General features: G+C 71.3%; 15 protein-coding genes and 1 pseudogene. 12 read left to right on the top strand and 4 right to left on the bottom strand.

Annotated elements, in window-relative coordinates:
• Positions 1-3 precede the first annotated feature (3 nt).
• Entirely contained in the window at positions 4-459 is a 456-nt protein-coding gene (locus BT364_RS33405; RefSeq protein WP_072488999.1) for a hypothetical protein, read from the top strand.
• A 16-nt stretch (positions 460-475) separates the two neighbouring features.
• Here the strand turns inward: BT364_RS33405 and BT364_RS33400 are convergent, their stop codons facing one another.
• The 3 genes from BT364_RS33400 to BT364_RS33390 are packed head-to-tail and all read right to left on the bottom strand — an operon-like array spanning position 476 to position 3,641.
• Entirely contained in the window at positions 476-1,540 is a 1,065-nt protein-coding gene (locus tag BT364_RS33400; RefSeq protein WP_072488959.1) for a FecCD family ABC transporter permease, read from the bottom strand.
• The gene (locus tag BT364_RS33395) at positions 1,537-2,571 is read right to left on the bottom strand and encodes a FecCD family ABC transporter permease (RefSeq protein ID WP_072488958.1); all 1,035 of its coding nucleotides are present in this window, start codon (positions 2,569-2,571) and stop codon (positions 1,537-1,539) included. Before BT364_RS33395 ends, BT364_RS33400 begins: the two co-directional genes overlap by 4 nt.
• 20 nt (positions 2,572-2,591) lie before the next feature.
• A complete protein-coding gene (locus BT364_RS33390) occupies positions 2,592-3,641 on the bottom strand; it encodes an iron-siderophore ABC transporter substrate-binding protein (protein ID WP_072488957.1) in 1,050 nt (349 codons plus the stop codon).
• Between the two features lie 406 nt (positions 3,642-4,047).
• Between BT364_RS33390 and BT364_RS33385 the strand changes: the two genes are divergently transcribed.
• On the top strand, positions 4,048-5,100 hold the full coding sequence (locus BT364_RS33385) for a chitinase (RefSeq protein WP_072488998.1): 1,053 nt from the start codon (positions 4,048-4,050) through the stop codon (positions 5,098-5,100).
• A 107-nt stretch (positions 5,101-5,207) separates the two neighbouring features.
• Here the strand turns inward: BT364_RS33385 and BT364_RS33380 are convergent, their stop codons facing one another.
• Positions 5,208-6,575 carry an FAD-dependent oxidoreductase gene (locus BT364_RS33380; protein WP_072488956.1) on the bottom strand — a complete coding sequence of 456 codons (1,368 nt, stop codon included), beginning with the start codon at positions 6,573-6,575 and terminating at the stop codon, positions 5,208-5,210.
• Between the two features lie 255 nt (positions 6,576-6,830).
• On the opposite strand from BT364_RS33380, the gene BT364_RS33375 reads away from it, so the two are divergent.
• The 10 genes and pseudogenes from BT364_RS33375 (at position 6,831) to BT364_RS33330 (ending at position 16,934) form a co-directional block, all read left to right on the top strand.
• Positions 6,831-8,897 (top strand): SpoIIE family protein phosphatase, encoded by a 2,067-nt coding sequence (locus BT364_RS33375; protein ID WP_072488997.1) that lies wholly within the window; start codon positions 6,831-6,833, stop codon positions 8,895-8,897.
• A gap of 125 nt (positions 8,898-9,022) precedes the next feature.
• Entirely contained in the window at positions 9,023-10,411 is a 1,389-nt protein-coding gene (locus BT364_RS33370) for a wax ester/triacylglycerol synthase family O-acyltransferase (RefSeq protein ID WP_072488955.1), read from the top strand.
• 146 nt (positions 10,412-10,557) lie between these two features.
• Positions 10,558-11,541, top strand: coding sequence for an aldo/keto reductase (locus BT364_RS33365; protein WP_072488996.1), 984 nt, complete (start codon positions 10,558-10,560; stop codon positions 11,539-11,541).
• A 1-nt stretch (position 11,542) separates the two neighbouring features.
• The gene (locus tag BT364_RS33360) at positions 11,543-11,854 is read left to right on the top strand and encodes an L-rhamnose mutarotase (protein ID WP_072488954.1); all 312 of its coding nucleotides are present in this window, start codon (positions 11,543-11,545) and stop codon (positions 11,852-11,854) included.
• A gap of 1 nt (position 11,855) precedes the next feature.
• On the top strand, positions 11,856-12,710 hold the full coding sequence (locus BT364_RS33355) for an amidohydrolase family protein (protein ID WP_072488953.1): 855 nt from the start codon (positions 11,856-11,858) through the stop codon (positions 12,708-12,710).
• Positions 12,711-12,772: 62 nt separating this feature from the next.
• Positions 12,773-12,964: pseudogene (locus BT364_RS33350) on the top strand (zinc finger domain-containing protein); the annotation flags it as partial.
• Positions 12,965-13,052: 88 nt separating this feature from the next.
• A complete protein-coding gene (locus tag BT364_RS33345; protein WP_072488952.1) occupies positions 13,053-13,805 on the top strand; it encodes a LytR/AlgR family response regulator transcription factor in 753 nt (250 codons plus the stop codon).
• Positions 13,806-13,867: 62 nt separating this feature from the next.
• Positions 13,868-14,230: a COX20 family protein gene (locus BT364_RS33340; RefSeq protein WP_072488951.1), complete on the top strand. Its 363-nt coding sequence runs from the start codon at positions 13,868-13,870 to the stop codon at positions 14,228-14,230.
• Complete coding sequence (locus tag BT364_RS33335; protein WP_072488950.1) at positions 14,227-15,708, top strand: sodium/solute symporter; 1,482 nt, start codon at positions 14,227-14,229, stop codon at positions 15,706-15,708. Before BT364_RS33340 ends, BT364_RS33335 begins: the two co-directional genes overlap by 4 nt.
• Complete coding sequence (locus BT364_RS33330) at positions 15,705-16,934, top strand: sensor histidine kinase (protein ID WP_072488949.1); 1,230 nt, start codon at positions 15,705-15,707, stop codon at positions 16,932-16,934. The genes BT364_RS33335 and BT364_RS33330 overlap by 4 nt, the downstream gene beginning before the upstream one ends.
• Positions 16,935-16,936 lie beyond the last annotated feature (2 nt).

Genomic DNA, 16,936 nt, shown 5'->3' with positions numbered 1-16,936 from the left:
GGCATGGAGATCATCCCCGGACGAGGCGTCGAACTCGTCATGATCGGCGACCACCGGACCGGGGTCGAGGAGCGCGTCGGTCCGCCGAGCCTCGGCCCCGCCGCCGACCGCCCCGCCGTGTACGCCACCACACCGACGCTCGTGATCACCTACGCACCCGACGACACCGTGGAACTCGTCGAGATCGGCTACAGCGGGCAGGGCGGCGAGGCCGAGGCGAGCTACGACGGGATCCAGCTGACCCACCGGCTGATCGACGACGTCGTCGCCGAACTGCACGCCAAGGGGTACACCAGCAAGCCGTTCGACATCGGCTACGACTTCCACGCAGGGTTCTCCGTCTGGTCCATGCGCGTGCTGGAGGCGCGCGAGGTGGACCGGACGGCCGAGGAGGACGACCCGAGGTGTGTCGTCGAAGGCGTGTCCGTGGCGCCGTACGGTTACTTCGGCGACGAGTAGCGTACGGCGCCGGACCTCACAGGGCTCCCCGGCGCCACTCCCGTACCAGCAGACAGCCGAGGTACGTGCCGCCGATGGCCATCGTGTAGATGCCGACGGGCAGGTTGTCGAAGAGCGGCAGCTGCTGGGCGCAGAGATCCGCGAGCACCAGCAGCAGCGCGCCGGTCAGCGCCGACAGCGTCAGGTGCGGGCCGGAGACCCGGGTGATCCGCTTGGCGACCTGTGGGGCCGTGAGCGAGATGAACGCGATGGGGCCGGCGACACTGACCGCCCCCGCCGAGAGCACGATCGCCAGCACCACGGCGGCCGTCTTCGTGCGGCGGGGCTCGGAGCCGAGCGCGCCCGCGATGTCGTCGCCCATCTCCCCGATGTCCAGCCGCCGAGAGACCAGCGCGGTGAGCGGGGCCGTCACCAGCAGCACCAGCCAGATCGTGGTCGCGTCCTCCCATGACCGCGCCGACAGGCTGCCGTTGACATAGGCGGTGAGGACGGCGGCCCGGTCCCGCTCCATGGCGTAGACGACGTACTGGGTGATCGCGGTGCCGATCGCGGCGACCCCGATGCCCGCGACGACCAGCCGGGCCGGGTTGCGGAATCCGGTCCCGGTCGACACATGGACCAGCACCATGGCGAGCACGGCGCCGAGCAGCGCGCCGAGCGCCACCGGCACGGTGTCCGGGAACAGCAGCGCGGCGATCGCGGCGCCCGCTCCGGCGCCGGACGCCAGCCCGATCACATCGGGGCTGCCGAGCGGATTGCGGGTGACGGACTGGAACAGTGCCCCGGAGAGCCCGAGCGCCGCACCGGTGCCCACGGCGACCGTCAGCCGGGGGCCGCGCAGCCGTTCCAGCACGAACGCGTCCTTGCCCCCGGCTCCGCCGGTCACCGCCCCGGCCAGGTCGGCGAGCGGGATGCCGAGCCGCCCGAGCGACAACGTGGCTACGGCACCCGCCACCAGCAGTACGAACAGCACGAGCGCCGTCAGCACGGACACCCGCCGGACGGGCAGGGCCACCCTCCCGCCGGCCGTCAGGACCTTCCGCGGCGAGGCGGTACGGATCGCGGGCTGATGCGACGTCATGAGTTGCCCCTCATCCTGCGTACGGCGATGAGCAGTGCGGGCGCCCCGATGAACGCGGTCACGACACCGACCATCAGTTCCTGCGGGCGCATCACCACCCGCCCCACGACATCCGCCAGGAGCAGCAGCGCCGGACCGGTCAGCGCCGAGAAGAGGATCTGCATCCGGAAGTCGACCCCGACCAGCGCCCGCACCACGTGCGGAACGGCCAGTCCGACGAAGGCGATCGGGCCGACCGCCGCCGTGGCCGCCGCGCTCAACAGCGTGGCCGAGAGCAGCCCGCCCGCCCGTACCAGCGCCGGACGGGCCCCCAGGGACGCCGCCGTCGAGTCCCCGAGGGCGAGCGCGTTGAGGCCGGGGCCGAGCACCGCGGCCAGCACCAGACCGGCCACGGCGAACGGCAGGACCGACCAGAAGACGTCGAAGTCACGTCCGCCGAGTGACCCGACGACCCAGTACCGGTAGCTGTCGAACACCTTCGGCCGGCTCAGGGTCACCGCCTGGATGAACGCCATCAGCACGGCGGAGAGCACCGCACCGGCGAGCACCAGCCGCACCAGCCCGCTGCCCGACCCCGCCGATCCGATCGCATGGACGAGCAGACCGGCGATCAGGGCACCGGGCAGCGCCCACCACATGGTCTCCGTGCTGCCCGTCGCCCCGAGGAACGCCGTCGCGGCGACGATGCTCGCGGAGGCGCCCGCGTTGATCCCGAGGAGGCCCGGATCGGCCAGCGGATTGCGGGTCACGCCCTGCATGAGCGTGCCCGCGACGGCCAGGCAGAGACCGGCGAGCAGACCGAGCGCGGTCCGCGGGTAACGGCTCTCGACGATGGTGGTGACATTCGGGTCGGCGGCCTTGGACAGCACGTCCAGCACATCGCCGAACGAGGTGGTCCGGCTGCCGAACATGACGCTCGCGAACACGGCGAGCACGAGGACGGCGACCGCGATGACGAGGGAATACACCCGCCGAGCGGTGCCGGCCCGTGAGGTACCGGCACTGCTCGGCGGTGCGTGTGTGGTGGCCATGTGTGTGGTGGTGGCCGGACTCAGCCGTTGTCGGCGGCCTTGACGGCCTTGTCGATCAGCGGCAGGTAACGGTCGATCACCCACGGCACGGTGAGCGGGTTGATGATGGAGGAGGCGGTGACGAAGGAGTTGTCCTTGCCGGCGACCACGGCCCCGCTCTTGACCGCGGGGATCGCCGCGTACAGCGGCTGCGCCTCGATCTCCTTGCGGGTCTTGTCGTCCATGTAGAAGGTGAAGACCAGGTCGCTGTTCTTCAGCTTCTCGGCGTTCTCCAGGCCGATGAGCGCCGAGTCGGTGCCCTTGGTCTCCTTGAAGGTGTTCACCACCGGGTCGACCTTGAGGCCCAGCGAGGAGACCATCTTGACGCGCTGCTCATCGGGCTTGAACACGCCGAGGGTGCCGGGGCCGGTGTTGTAGATGTACGAGAACGTGTGCTTCTTGTACTCCGGGCGGGTCGCCGCGGCGTCGGCCAGCTGCTTCTCGATCTTCGAGGTGAGGGTCTTCGCCTGGTCCGGCTGTCCCAGCGCCTTGGCGATGATCTCGATCTGCTGGTCCCAGTCGGTGCTCCACGGCAGGTCGGGATAGGCGACGGTGGGGGCGATGTCCTTGAGGATGTCGTAGTCCTTCTGCGTGATCCCGGACCACGGAGCGAGGATGACGTCCGGCTCCAGCTCGGTGATGGCCTCGAAGTCGATGTCCTCACCGCCCGTGAACTGGGTCGGCAGCTTGTCGCCGGACTTCTTCACCGCGTCGTGGATCCAGGGCAGATAGCCCGTCTTGTCGCTGCCCCACTCGTACTTCTCGATGCCCACCGGGGTGTGGCCGAGCGCGATGGCGGTCTCGGCCGAGCCCTGGCCGAGGGTGACGACCCGTTCGGGCTGCTCCTTGATCTCCGCGGTGCCGAGCGCGCTCTCGATGGAGACGGGGAACGCCCCGCTGTTCTTCCCGGAGGCGCCGGAGGTCTCCTTGCCGTCGTCGCTCGACGAGCAGCCGCCGAGGGCGAGAACGAGGGCTGCGGCGGCGGCAGTTGCGGCGAGCGTCCGGCGACGCGCGCGGGTGAACCGGGACATGGATGTTCCTCATGTTTGACGGATGGAGCGGCATGACCCCGCGACTGCGTGAGGGCACGCCGAAGGAATGGCCGTACGGATACGACAGGCGGCCCCCGATGCAGATCGCAAGGAGTTAGGCAAGCCTAAGCTAAGCCTTTATGTGGCGACAACCGGCCCCCGGTAAGCGTGTCCAGCCCCCGCGTCGCGCCGGTGCCGGCCGGTGTGTTCGGGTGGCTTCTTTGGTCCAGACCTATTGACGGAAGGTCCGGACCTCCCTAGCGTGTGGCGAGCCGTGAAATGCGAGACCGCATTCCGCCTGGGGTTGTCAGGGGCATGCCATTCACGTGCCAACTCGCCCTGTGCCGGGCCGCCTCGGGCATCCGTACCGCCCCGGCACCCGGCCGTGACAGGAAGGGAAATGAGCATGTTCGGTCGGACATCGCGTCTGCTGGGGGCCGGCCTCGCGGCGGCATGTGCCGTACAGATGCTGGTCGGCGCAACGCCGAGCGCCGCCCAGGACGAGACCTGCGCGGTCAAGTCGAAGCCCGCCGGGAAGGTGCTCCAGGGGTACTGGGAGAACTGGGACGGCGCGTCGAACGGTGTGCACCCGCCGCTCGGCTGGATCCCGGTCACCGACAGCCGCATCGCCCAGCACGGCTACAACGTGATCAATGCGGCCTTCCCCGTCATCCTCTCGGACGGCACCGTCCTGTGGGAGGACGGGATGGACTCCACCGTGAAGGTCCCGACCCCGGCCGAGATGTGCCGGGCGAAGGAGTCCGGACTCACCACCCTGATGTCCATCGGGGGTGCGGCCGCAGGTATCGACCTGAGCTCCAGCGCGGTCGCCGACCGGTTCGTCGAGACCGTGGTACCGATCCTCAAGAAGTACAACTTCGACGGCATCGACATCGACATCGAGACCGGCCTGACCGGCAGTGGCAACATCAACCAGCTGTCGGCCTCCCAGTCCAACCTCATCCGCATCATCGACGGCGTACTCGCCCGGATGCCCTCGAACTTCGGGCTGACGATGGCTCCGGAGACCGCCTATGTCACCGGCGGGAGCATCACCTACGGCTCGATCTGGGGCGCGTACCTGCCCATCGTGAAGAAGTACGCGGACAACGGCCGCCTGTGGTGGCTGAACATGCAGTACTACAACGGCAGCATGTACGGGTGCGCCGGCGACTCGTACTCCGCGGGCACGGTCGAGGGGTTCACCGCCCAGACGGACTGTCTCGACAAGGGGCTCGTCGTCCAGGGCACCACGATCAAGGTCCCGTACGGCAAGCAGGTCCCGGGACTGCCCGCCCAGCCGGGCGCGGGTGGCGGCCACATGTCGCCGGGCCAGGTGTCGCAGGCCTGGAACCACTACGGCGGCGCGCTCAAGGGCCTGATGACCTGGTCGCTCAACTGGGACGGCTCGAAGGGATGGACCTTCGGGGACAACGCCAAGGCGCTCCAGGGCCGCTGAGGCGCCGGGGCACCGCGGACCGGGCGGCCCTGCCGAGGTGGACGGAGCCGCCCTCCGGCCCTTGCGCCCGGCCGTGACGACGGCCGGGCGCAAGGTGCGCCGTACGGTCAGGAACGGGGCTCGGAGGCGTCCAGCATGGCGTCGCGCTCCACGACCTTGATCCGCTCGCGCCCCTGCTCCGCGCCCAGGGCCTTCTCGTGCGCGTCCAGGCGGTACCAGCCCTCGCGGGTGGTGTAACGGACGCCGCGCTGCTCCAGGAAGGCGGTGACGGCCTCCGGCTCGGGCCGGACCGGGGCGGGCAGCCGGCCCTCGGCGCGGTCCTCCAGCAGGCAGGCCACGGTCTCGTTGGCGTCGCCCTTGGTGTGGCCGATCAGGCCGATCGGACCGCGCTTGATCCAGCCCGTGACGTACACCGAGGGCATGTGCTCCCCGCCGTCGACGACCCGTCCCGCCGCGTGCGGAACCGTGCCGGAGACCACGTCGAACGGGAGCTTGGGGAGCTCCTGCGAGTAGTAGCCGACCGCGCGGTAGACGCTCTGCACGTCCCAGTCGGTGAAGTTCCCGGTGCCCTTGACGTTGCCGGTGCCGTCCAGCTCGGTCCGCTCGGTGCGCAGGCCGACGACCCGGCCGTCCTCGCCCAGGATCTCCGCCGGGGACTCGAAGAAGTGCAGGAACAGCTTGTGCGGCCGGTCGCCGGCATCGCGGATGGCCCAGTTCTCCAACGTGGAGGCGACCATGTTGGCCTGCTTGTTGCCGCGCCGGGTCTCGATCGAACCCGCGTCGTACTCGATGTCCTCGGGGTTGACGATGACCTCGATGTTCGGCGAGTGGTCCAGCTCGCGCAGCTCCATCGGGCTGAACTTGGCCTGCGCGGGACCGCGACGCCCGAAGACATGCACCTCAAGCGCCTTGTTGGCCTTGAGGCCCTCGTGGACGTTGGCGGGAATCTCGGTCGGCAGCAGCTCGTCCGCGGTCTTGGCGAGGATGCGCGCCACGTCCAGGGCCACATTGCCCACGCCGAGCACGGCGACCTTCTCCGCCTCCAGCGGCCAGGTACGTGCCACATCGGGGTGGCCGTCGTACCAGGAGACGAACTCCGCGGCGCCGTGGGAGCCGTCCAGGTCGCTGCCCGGGATGTCGAGCGCGCGGTCCGCGTCGGCGCCGGTGGAGAAGATCACGGCGTCGTAGAAGGACCGCAGATCGTCCAGGCCGATGTCGTTGGGGTAGTCGACGTTGCCGAACAGCCGCAGCTGGGGCTTGTCGAGAACCTGGTGGAGTGCCTGGACGATGCCCTTGATCCGCGGGTGGTCCGGAGCCACTCCGTAACGGATCAGACCGAAGGGGGCGGGCATCCGTTCGAACAGGTCGATCGAAACCCCCGGGTCCTGGGCGGCCTCGGATTTCAGCAGCGCGTCCGCCGCGTAGATGCCGGCGGGGCCGGCTCCGACTATGGCGACACGGACGGGGCGGGTCATCAGGTGCTGGTCCTTAGAACGGCTGATGCGGGCAGTGCAGCTCAGGGTAAAGGTAAGGCTGGGCTTACCGTGCTCCCCGGGACACGTTATCCGTTGCCCGCCCGAGGCCTCGGGGCGGTTCGCCCTGCGAGACATCCGGTCCCGTCGTCCGGTCCTCGGACCGGCCGGGGCGCCACCCGGGTGGCGCGAGGGGTGATTCGCCCGAGCGCGTGGGTTCGCTCGAAGAATCGGACAAATGATGGCAGAGTGACCCACATGGATGATCGGGTAGCGGGTGCCCTGTCACTCCCGGACGACTGGCCCGCCCACCCGGATCTCAGCCTCGCCCTGAACCGTATGGGCAGCTTCGACTGGGACCTCGACAGCGGCCTCATGCACATGGACCGCCCCGCGCTCGACGTGTTCGACCTGCGGGCGGACGAGTACGACGACCGGCCGGAGTCGCTCGCGCGCCGGGTGCCGGCGGACGAGGGCGTACGCCTCGACGCCATGGTCGCGCAGGCGCTCAAGAGCGGGCAGAGCAATTACGGGGCGTACTTCAGGATCAGACGGCGAGACGGCGGCCTGCGCTGGACCCATACCCAGGGCTTCATCCGGCGGGACGGGAGCGGCCGCCCGCACCGCATCATCGGCATCGTCCGCGACGCGACGCAGGAGCTGGCCGACTCCACCGCCCGCCACGAGCTGGACCAGGAGCGGCGCCGCCGCACCAGCCTGGTCGACGGCACCACGGCCGCGCTGGCCCACGCCCGCACCGTCGGCGACGTCATCGAGGTCCTGAAGAACTCCCAGGGCCTGGCACACCTCGGGGCGACCAGCCTGGTGATGGGGCTGATAGAGGCCGGACGCATCCATCTGGTGGCCGACGGCCCGGAGGACTCGTTCGTGCCCGGCACCCGGTACACCCGGACGGACGAGCAGTACCCGATGAGTGAGGTCGTACGCACACTTTCACCCCGCTTCATCGAGTCCGCCACGGACTTCGCCACCTCGTACCCGATCCTGTGGCCCCACATCAGCCACCTCGGCATCACCTCGGCCGCCTATCTGCCGCTGATCGCCCAGGCCCGGCCCATCGGCGCGCTCGGCCTGCTCTACAGCGACAAGGACGGCTTCACCGGCGACGAACGCAATCTCCTGGTCGCGCTCGGCAGCTCCATCGCGCAGAGCCTGCAGCGGGCCATGCTGTACGAGCAGGAGCACGACCTCGCCGAGGGCCTCCAGCAGGCCATGCTGCCGCGCAGGATCCCGGACGTACCGGGGGCGCAGATCGCCGTGAGGTACCGCTCGGCACGGCTGGGCCGGGACATCGGGGGCGACTGGTACGACGTCATCCCGCTGCCCGGCGGCCGGGTCGGGGCCGTCATCGGGGACGTGCAGGGCCACGACACCCATGCCGCGGCCGTCATGGGGCAGCTGCGCATCGTGCTGCGGGCCTACGCGGCCGAGGGGCACAGCCCCGCCACGGTGATGGCGCGGGCCTCGGTCTTCCTGCACGAGCTGGACACGGAGCGCTTCGCGACCTGCACCTACGCCGAGGTCGACCTGACGACCGGGGTGGTGCAGCTGGTCCGGGCCGGCCATGTCGATCCGCTGGTGCGCGAGAGCGACGGAAACTGCCGCAGGCTGCCCGCGGAGGGCGGGCTGCCGCTGGGGCTCTCGGCCGAGTTCGGGCGGCTCGAGTACCCGGTCAGCACGGTGGAGCTGGACCCCGGCCAGACCCTGGTGCTGTTCACCGACGGTCTCGTGGAGGTGCCGGGCGCCGACCTCGATGAGGGCATGCAGCTGCTGACGGCCATGGTGCGCAACGGTCCGCAGGACCTCCAGCGGCTGGCCGACCGGCTCTGCGAGGAGGTCGACGAGCGCGGTGGCGAGGACGATGTCGCGGTCCTGCTGCTGCGCCGCAAGGCCGCCCACGCCCCCCAGCCCGGCGGCCGGCTCCAGCAGCACGTCGCACAGAGCGACCCGGAGGCGCTGAGCTCCGCGCGCCACATGATCCGGGCGGCGGTACGGGCCTGGGGCGCCAAGGCGCGGGCCGACGAGGTCGAGCTGGCCGCCGACGAGCTGATCACCAACGCGCTCATGCACACCGACGGCGGGGCCATCGTCACGATCCGGGTGCTCACCGGACCCGAGCGGCGGCTGCGGGTCGACGTCGAGGACCGCTCCAGCGCGCTGCCCAGGCGCCGGGACGCGGGCGAGGCCGGAGTGTCCGGGCGGGGGCTGATGCTGGTGGACCGGCTGGCGGACCTGTGGGGCGTGGAATCCCGGGGCAGCGGAAAGTGCGTGTGGTGCGAATTCGTCATCCCGGCACACGAGTGACAGATACGCGCTTACCTACCCGATAGTAACAGAACGTAACATGTCTGTACTTGACCGTAACCGATCGCGAGCGATTGACTGCGACTCCGTCAGTCATTTTTTGTCTTCGAGGACATGAGGACCCGTTGGGAACTGAGCTGCTGGCACCGCTCGATCTGGCCTTCTGGCACCTCGAATCCGATGCCCACCCGATGCATCTCGGCGCACTCGCCGTCTTCTCCCCGGCCCCCGGCCCGGCGCACGGAGCCGGTGCGGAGGCCGTGCTCGAACTGCTGGGTACCCGCGCCGCCGCCATTCCCCGGCTGCGGATGCAGGTCAGGGACGTACTGCTGCCCGTCGGTGGCGCGGCCTGGTTCGTGGACAAGGACTTCGACGTCCACCGGCACATCCGGCGGGTGCGGCTGACCGGCGCGGAGTCGTGGGACGAGGGCGGCGGATTCATGGCGGGCGCCACCCGGCTCGCCGGTGAACTGATGGAGCGGCCCCTCGAACGGGGGCTGCCGCCCTGGCAGATGTACGTGATCGGCGGCGCCGACGGTGGCCCCTTCGCGGTGCTCGTCAAACTCCACCACGCGCTGGCCGACGGAATGCGCGCCGTCGCCATCGGCGCCGGGATCTTCGACGAGATCGCTGCCGCCGGCCGTGCCCGTGGCGGGGCGCCCGCCCGCCGGGCGCGCACCGTTCCGCCCCGCTCGTGGATGCCGGGCCCACGCCAGGTGGCCGGCCTCGCGCTCGGCCGGATCGAGGATCTCGGGCGGGCGTTCGGCGTCGGTGCCTCCATGGTGCGGGCCAGCCGCCTCGACCCGCGCGGCGCGCCCGCGCTCACCGCGAGCTCCAGCGGCACCCGGCGGCTGGCCACCGCGGACCTGGACCTCGAAGCCGTCCAGCGGATCCGCCGCGCCGCGGGCGGCACCACCAACGACGTGCTGCTCGCGATCGTCGCCGGAGCGCTGCGCCGCTGGATGCGGGAGCGCGGCGAAGCGCTGCCCGACGAGGATCCGCGCGCGCTGGTCCCCGTCTCCCGCCGCAGGCCGGGCCAGGGCGCGGCGACCGGGAACAGGCTCTCCGCCTATCTGCTCGGGCTCCCGGTCGGCGAACCCGATCCGTGGAAGCGGCTCGGCCGTGTGCGCACCGCCATGGACCGCAACAAGGCCGCGGGCCCTCTCCGCGGCGCCGGTGCGGTCGCGGTGCTCGCCGACCAACTGCCCTCGCTGGCTCATCGCTTCGGGGCCCCGCTGGCCGGGAACGCGGCCAGGATGCTCTTCGACGTCCTGGTCACCAGCGTGCCCCTGCCGCGCTCGGCGCTCTCGCTCGGCGGCTGCCCGCTGCGGGCCGTCTATCCGATGGCCCCGCTGGCCCGCGGCCAGTCCCTCGCCGTGGCGCTGTCCACGTACGGCGGCCGGGTGCGGGTCGGGCTGGTGGCCGACGGCAAGGCGCTGCCCGATCTGGAGCGGCTGGCGCGCTGTGCCGACGAAGAGGTGGCGGAGCTGCTCGCACTGCTGCCGACCCACTGAGCGGCCGACACCCCGATCGGTCATAGATCGGACAGATTTCCGGGAAAGTGCCGCAGTCGGTGGCGCCCGAGGTGTTGACGCACCCAAGTGATCCGATGAATATTCGCTGTGTGCAGGAAGCGATCATCGGGGAGGGCGGCGGAAGCATGCGGCGCAACAGGTTGGGAAGCAGCGCGGTCGAGGTGACCGAGCTGTCCTTCGGGGCGGCCGCCATCGGCAATCTCTTCACCGCCGTCGAACCGGTGCGGGCGGCCGCCGCCGTCGACGCCGCCTGGGACGAGGGCGTCCGCTACTTCGACACCGCGCCGCACTACGGACTCGGCCTCTCCGAACGGCGGCTGGGCGAGGCCCTGCGCTCCCGGCCCCGCGACTCGTACGTGCTGTCCACCAAGGTGGGACGGGTGCTCGACCCGCTGCCCCCGGGCTCCGGGGACGGCCCCGACGGACTCTCCGAGGGCTTCGCCGTACCCGCCACCCACCGCCGGCGCTGGGACTTCAGCGCCGACGGCGTACGCCGCAGCATCGAGGACAGCCTGGAACGGCTCGGCCTCGACCGCATCGACATCGCCTATCTGCACGACCCGGACGACCACGCACGGGCCGCGTTCCGCGAGGCCTATCCGGCGCTGGAGAAGCTGCGTGCCCAGGGCGTCGTGGGAGCCATCGGCGCCGGGATGAACCAGACCGGGATGCTGACCCGGTTCCTGCGCGACACCGATGCAGACGTGGTGCTCTGCGCCGGGCGCTACACCCTCCTCGACCAGTCCGCACTCGACGAACTGCTGCCCGAGGCGGCCGCCCGCGGCCGCAGCGTGGTCGTCGGAGGGGTCTTCAACTCCGGGCTGCTCGCCGACCCGCGCCCCGGCGCCACGTACGACTACACGGCCGCGCCCCTCTCCCTCCTGGACCGGGCCCTGCGCATCAAGACCGTCACGGAGGGACACGGTGTCCCGCTGCGGGCCGCCGCGCTCCACTACCCGCTCGCCCACCCGGCCGTCGCCGGAGTGCTCGTGGGCACCCGCTCCCCGGACGAGGTGCGCGACGCCGCCGCCCTGCTCCGCCGCGAGATCCCGGACGAGCTCTGGGAGGAGCTGCGCGCCGAGGGCCTGCTGACCGAGAACGGACACTGACATGAGAATCGCCCTGCACACCAAGGTCCGTGCCGACCGCATCGAGGAGTACGAGGCCGCGCACCGCGAGGTCCCGGCAGAGCTCACCGCCGCGATCCGCGCGGCGGGCGCCACCTCCTGGACGATCTGGCGCAGCGGCACCGACCTCTTCCACGTCATCGACTGCGAGGACTACGCCGCACTCCTCGCCGAGCTGGAGCAGCTCCCCGTCAACATCGCCTGGCAGGCCAGGATGGACGAACTGCTCGACGTGGCGCACGACTACTCGGCCGACGGCGCCGGAGCCGGTCTCCCGGTCGCCTGGGAGCTGTGACATGACCGGTCAGGAACGGATCGTCGACGCCCACCACCATGTGTGGGACCTGTCGGTGCGCGACCAGAACTGGATCACCGGCGACGAACTCGCCCCGCTCCGGCGCGACTTCACCCTGGCCGACCTGGAGCCCGAGGCGCGGGCCGTCGGGGTGCGCGCCACTGTCCTCGTCCAGACCGTCACCGTCGCGGAGGAGACCCCTGAGTTCCTGGCCCTCGCCCAGGACAGCGACTTCGTAGCGGGCGTCGTCGGCTGGTGCGACCTCACGGCCCCCGATGTCGCCGGCACACTGGCCGCGCTGCGCGAACTCCCCGGCGGCGACCGGCTCGTCGGCATCCGCCACCAGGTCCAGGGCGAACCCGACCCCGCCTGGCTGCTGCGCCCCGACGTCCGGCGCGGACTGCGCGCCGTCGCCGACGCCGGGCTCGTCTACGACCTCGTGGTCCAGGCCCGCCAACTGCCCGCCACCGTCCAGACCGCGGCCCTGATGCCCGAGCTGACCTTCGTGCTCGACCACGCCGGCAAGCCACCCGTCGCCGCCGGTGAACTGCGCCCCTGGGCCGACGACGTCAGGGCGCTGGCCGCCCGCCCCAACACCGTCTGCAAACTCTCCGGACTGGTCACCGAGGCCGACCCGCGCTCCTGGACCGTGCGCGACCTGCGCCCGTACGCCGACACCGTCCTCGACGCCTTCGGCCCCGACCGGCTGATGTTCGGCTCGGACTGGCCCGTGTGCCGGCTCGCGGCGACGTACGAGGAGGTCGTCGACACGGCCCGCACCCTGACCGACGCCCTCAGCGGAGACGAACGCGCCCGGGTTCTCGCCACCACGGCCGAGCGGGTCTACGGCCTCTGAGAGGCACCGGGCCGATGCTTCCGGCAGGCTGGAACCATGCCAGAACTGCCGGAAGTCGAAGCGCGGCCGGAAAGCTCAAGGCCGAGAAGAAGAGCGGGATGCGGGTCCACGGACGCACCGGCGAGGCCTGCCCCGTCTGCGGAGACACCATCCGCGAGGTGTCGTTCAGCGACTCCTCGCTCCAGTACTGCCCGACCTGCCAGACCGGCGGCAAACCGCTCGCCGACCGCCGCCTCTCCAGGCTGCTGAAATGACCCGCCGGGGTGCGCGGGCCGGCCGGTACGCGAAGAAGCGGTGAAACACCCGGCCCCGTACCCCCGTGCGCGCTCTACACTCCGGCCCATGCTGCGCGTACTCGCCGTCGACGACGAAGAACCCGCCCTGGAGGAACTCCTCTACCTCCTGCGCGCCGATCCCCGGATCCGCAGCGCCGAGGGGGCCACCGGGGCCACCGAGGCGCTGCGCCGCATCGGCGGTGCCGTCGAGGCGGGCCCGGACGACCCGGCCGCCATCGACGTGGTGTTCCTGGACATCCACATGGCGGGCCTCACCGGCCTCGACGTGGCCCAGCTGCTGGCCGGCTTCGCCGCGCCTCCCCTCATCGTCTTCGTCACCGCGCACGAGGACTTCGCCGTCCAGGCCTTCGACCTCAAGGCCGTCGACTACGTCCTCAAACCCGTACGCCGCGAGCGGCTGGCCGAGGCGGTGCGCCGGGTCGCCGAACAGGTCGGGGACCGCTCCGCGCCCGTACTCGACACCGCCGGCGACCAGATCCCGGTGGAGCTCGGCGGAGTCATCCGGTTCATTCCGGTCGACGACATCGCCTACGCCGAGGCCCAGGGCGACTACGCCCGGCTGCACACCGCCGGCGGCAGTCACCTCGTCCGGGTCCCGCTCACCACCCTGGAGGAGCGCTGGCGCACCCGCGGCTTCGTCCGCATCCACCGCCGCCACCTCGTCGCCCTGGGACGGATCGACGAACTCCGGCTCGACGCGGGCAGCATGAGCGTCCGCATCGGCACCGCGGAGCTCGCGGTGAGCCGCCGCCACACCCGGGCGCTGCGCGATCTGCTGATGCGTCGGACCGCCCGCTGACCAGGGCCTCCCGGGGTCCGGCCCTTCCCACGGCGGTCCGGTGCTGCGTACACTCCGGGCCCATGTCCGCAGAGCCAACGCCCCGGCGCGAAGTGGTGACGGGGGAGCCCCGGCGGGTGCGTCCGCTGCCGCGCTACCGCACCCAGTCGGAGATCGACGAGCAGACCGCGCTCGGCGGTGCGTACGTCCGGTCGCTGATGCGCAGCCAACTGCGGGCCGGGCTCACTGCGTTCACCGTCCTCGCCGTGGTCGTCGGGACGCTGCCGCTGGTCTTCGAGGCCCTGCACAGCGCCGCGCTCGTCTGGGCCGTCCTCGGCTTCGCCGCCTATCCACCGCTCACCCTGATCGCCTGGTGGTACGTGCGCCGGGCCGAACGCAACGAACGCGACTTCGCCCGGCTGGTGGAAGGCCGCCCCGCGCCGTGAGCCGTACGTACGCGGTGGCGGCGGTCGCCGCCGTGGTCCTCGCGACCGTCCTCGTCGGCGGTTTCGGACTGCGCATCTCCCGCACCACCTCCGACTTCTACGTCGCCTCGCGCACCGTGCGGCCCCGGCTCAACGCCGCGGCCATCAGCGGCGAATACCTCTCCGCCGCCTCCTTCCTCGGCATCGCGGGCCTGGTGCTGGTGCACGGCCCGGACATGCTCTGGTACCCGGTCGGCTACACCGCGGGCTATCTGGTGCTGCTGGTCTTCGTCGCCGCACCGCTGCGCCGCTCGGGGGCGTACACACTGCCCGACTTCGCCGAGGGGCGGCTGGAGTCGCGGCAGGTGCGCAGGCTGGTCAGCGTCTTCGTGGCCGCGGCGGGCTGGCTCTACCTCGTACCGCAGCTCCAGGGCGCGGGGCTGACGCTCAAGATCCTCACCGGGGCGCCCGGCTGGCTCGGCGACGTACTCGTGGCGTCCGTCGTCGTCATAGCCGTCGCCGCGGGCGGCATGCGGTCCATCACCTTCGTCCAGGTGTTCCAGTACTGGCTGAAGCTCACCGCACTCCTGGTCCCCGCGATCTTCCTGGTACTCGCCTGGCAGGACGACGGGAGCCCCCGGGTCACCTTCGACGAGCAGCTCTCCGTCTTCCGCGCAGATCATCCGCTGTACGCCACCTACGGCCTGATCGTCGCGACCTTCCTCGGCACCATGGGCCTGCCGCACGTCGTCGTCCGCTTCTACACCAGCCCCAACGGCCGCGACGCCCGCCGCACGACGGTCGCCGTCCTCGCCCTCATCGGCGTGTTCTACCTGCTGCCCCCGGTGTACGGAGCCCTGGGCAGGCTCTACGCCCCCGAGCTGATCCACGGCGGGGACGCGGACGCCGCCGTGCTGCTGCTGCCCGGCCGGCTCGTCGGCGGGCTCGGCGGGGATCTGCTCGGCGCGCTCATCGCGGGCGGCGCCTTCGCCGCGTTCCTGTCGACCGCCTCCGGGCTCACCATGGCCGTCGCCGGAGTCATCACCCAGGACGTGCTCCCCTCACGCGGGGTACGGCACTTCCGGCTGGCGACCGTGCTCGCCATGTGCGTACCGCTGGCCGGTTCGCTGATGGTCAGCCGGGTGCCGGTCGCCGACTCGGTGGGCATGGCGTTCGCCGTCTCCGCATCCTCCTTCTGCCCGCTGCTGGTCCTCGGCATCTGGTGGCGGCGGCTCACCCCGCCCGGCGCCATCGCCGGACTGCTGCTCGGCGGCGGCTCCGCGTTCCTGTCCGTCGCCATCACCGTCAGCGGCGCGGTGCGCCCGCCCGGCTGGCCGCACGCCCTGCTCGCCTGGCCCGCCGTCTGGTCGGTGCCGGTCGGCTTCCTCGCGATGGTCCTGGTGTCCCTCGCCACCCCCGGCCGGATACCCGCCGGCACCAATGCCGCCATGACCCGCTTCCACCTCCCGGAAGCACTGACGTCGGGGAGGCACCGGTGACCGGAGCCGGATATGCCGTACTGGTCCTGCTCGCCCTCCTGCTCCTCGCTGCGGGCTTCCTGCTCGGCCGCCGCACCGCCCGCCCCCTGCGCACCAGCGACGTCGGGACCCCCGTCGAGCACGCCACCTTCGAGACGCTGCACACCGCCTCGCTCGCCGCGCCCCCGCTGCGCGCCGGGCTCACCGAGGAGAGCGCCCGCAGATCCGCCCGCAGGCTGCGCTCCTTGCTCGGCACCGAAGCGCTCTGCCTCACCGACCGCGAACGGGTGCTCGTCTGGGACGGCGAGGGCGAGCACCACGGCCGCCACGTCATGGACCAGGTGCGGGACCTTCTCGCCAGCGGCCGGGACACCGCCTTCCACAGCGACTGCGACGACCTCGACTGCCCGCTGCGCTGGGCCGTCGCCGTGCCGCTCACCGTCGACAACCGGGTGCTGGGCACCCTGATCGCCTACGCGCCGCGGGAATCCGCGGTGCTGGCGAGAGCCGCCGGAGAGGTGGCCCGCTGGGTCTGCGTACAGCTGGAACTCGCCGAGCTCGACCGCTCCCGAACCCAGCTCATCGAGGCCGAGATCAGAGCGCTGCGGGCCCAGATCTCCCCGCACTTCATCTTCAACTCACTGGCCGCCATCGCCTCGTTCGTCCGCACCGACCCGGAACGCGCCCGCGAACTCCTGCTGGAGTTCGCCGACTTCACCCGCTACTCGTTCCGCAGCCACGGAGACTTCACCACCCTCGCCGACGAACTCCACTCCATCGACCAGTACCTGGCACTCGTACGCGCCCGCTTCGGCGAACGGCTGGCGGTCACCCTCCAGATAGCCCCCGAAGTACTGCCCGTCGCCCTGCCGTTCCTCTGCCTCCAGCCACTGGTCGAGAACGCCGTCAAGCACGGCCTCGAAGGTGCCGTGGCCGTGCCCCGGGACGCCGGCTCCGTACCCGCGGGGGAGACCCCGACCCGTATCACCATCAGCGCCTTCGACGCCGGCTCCGAGGCCGAGGTCGTCATCGAGGACAACGGCACCGGAATGGACCCGGAACGCCTGCGCCACATCCTGCGCGGCGAGGGCGGCCACTCCACCGGGATCGGACTGCTCAACGTCGACGAACGGCTGCGCCAGGTGTACGGGGACGACTACGGACTCGTCATCGAGACGGGCATCGGCGCCGGGATGAAGATCACGGTGCGGCTGCCGAAGTACCGTGCCGGGGTACACGGTTCCTGACC

The organism is Streptomyces atratus, assembly GCF_900119365.1.
Classification (GTDB): domain Bacteria; phylum Actinomycetota; class Actinomycetes; order Streptomycetales; family Streptomycetaceae; genus Streptomyces; species Streptomyces atratus_B.
The sequence above is the reverse complement of the archived record's forward strand: the minus strand, read 5'-3'. Positions and strand labels throughout refer to the sequence as shown.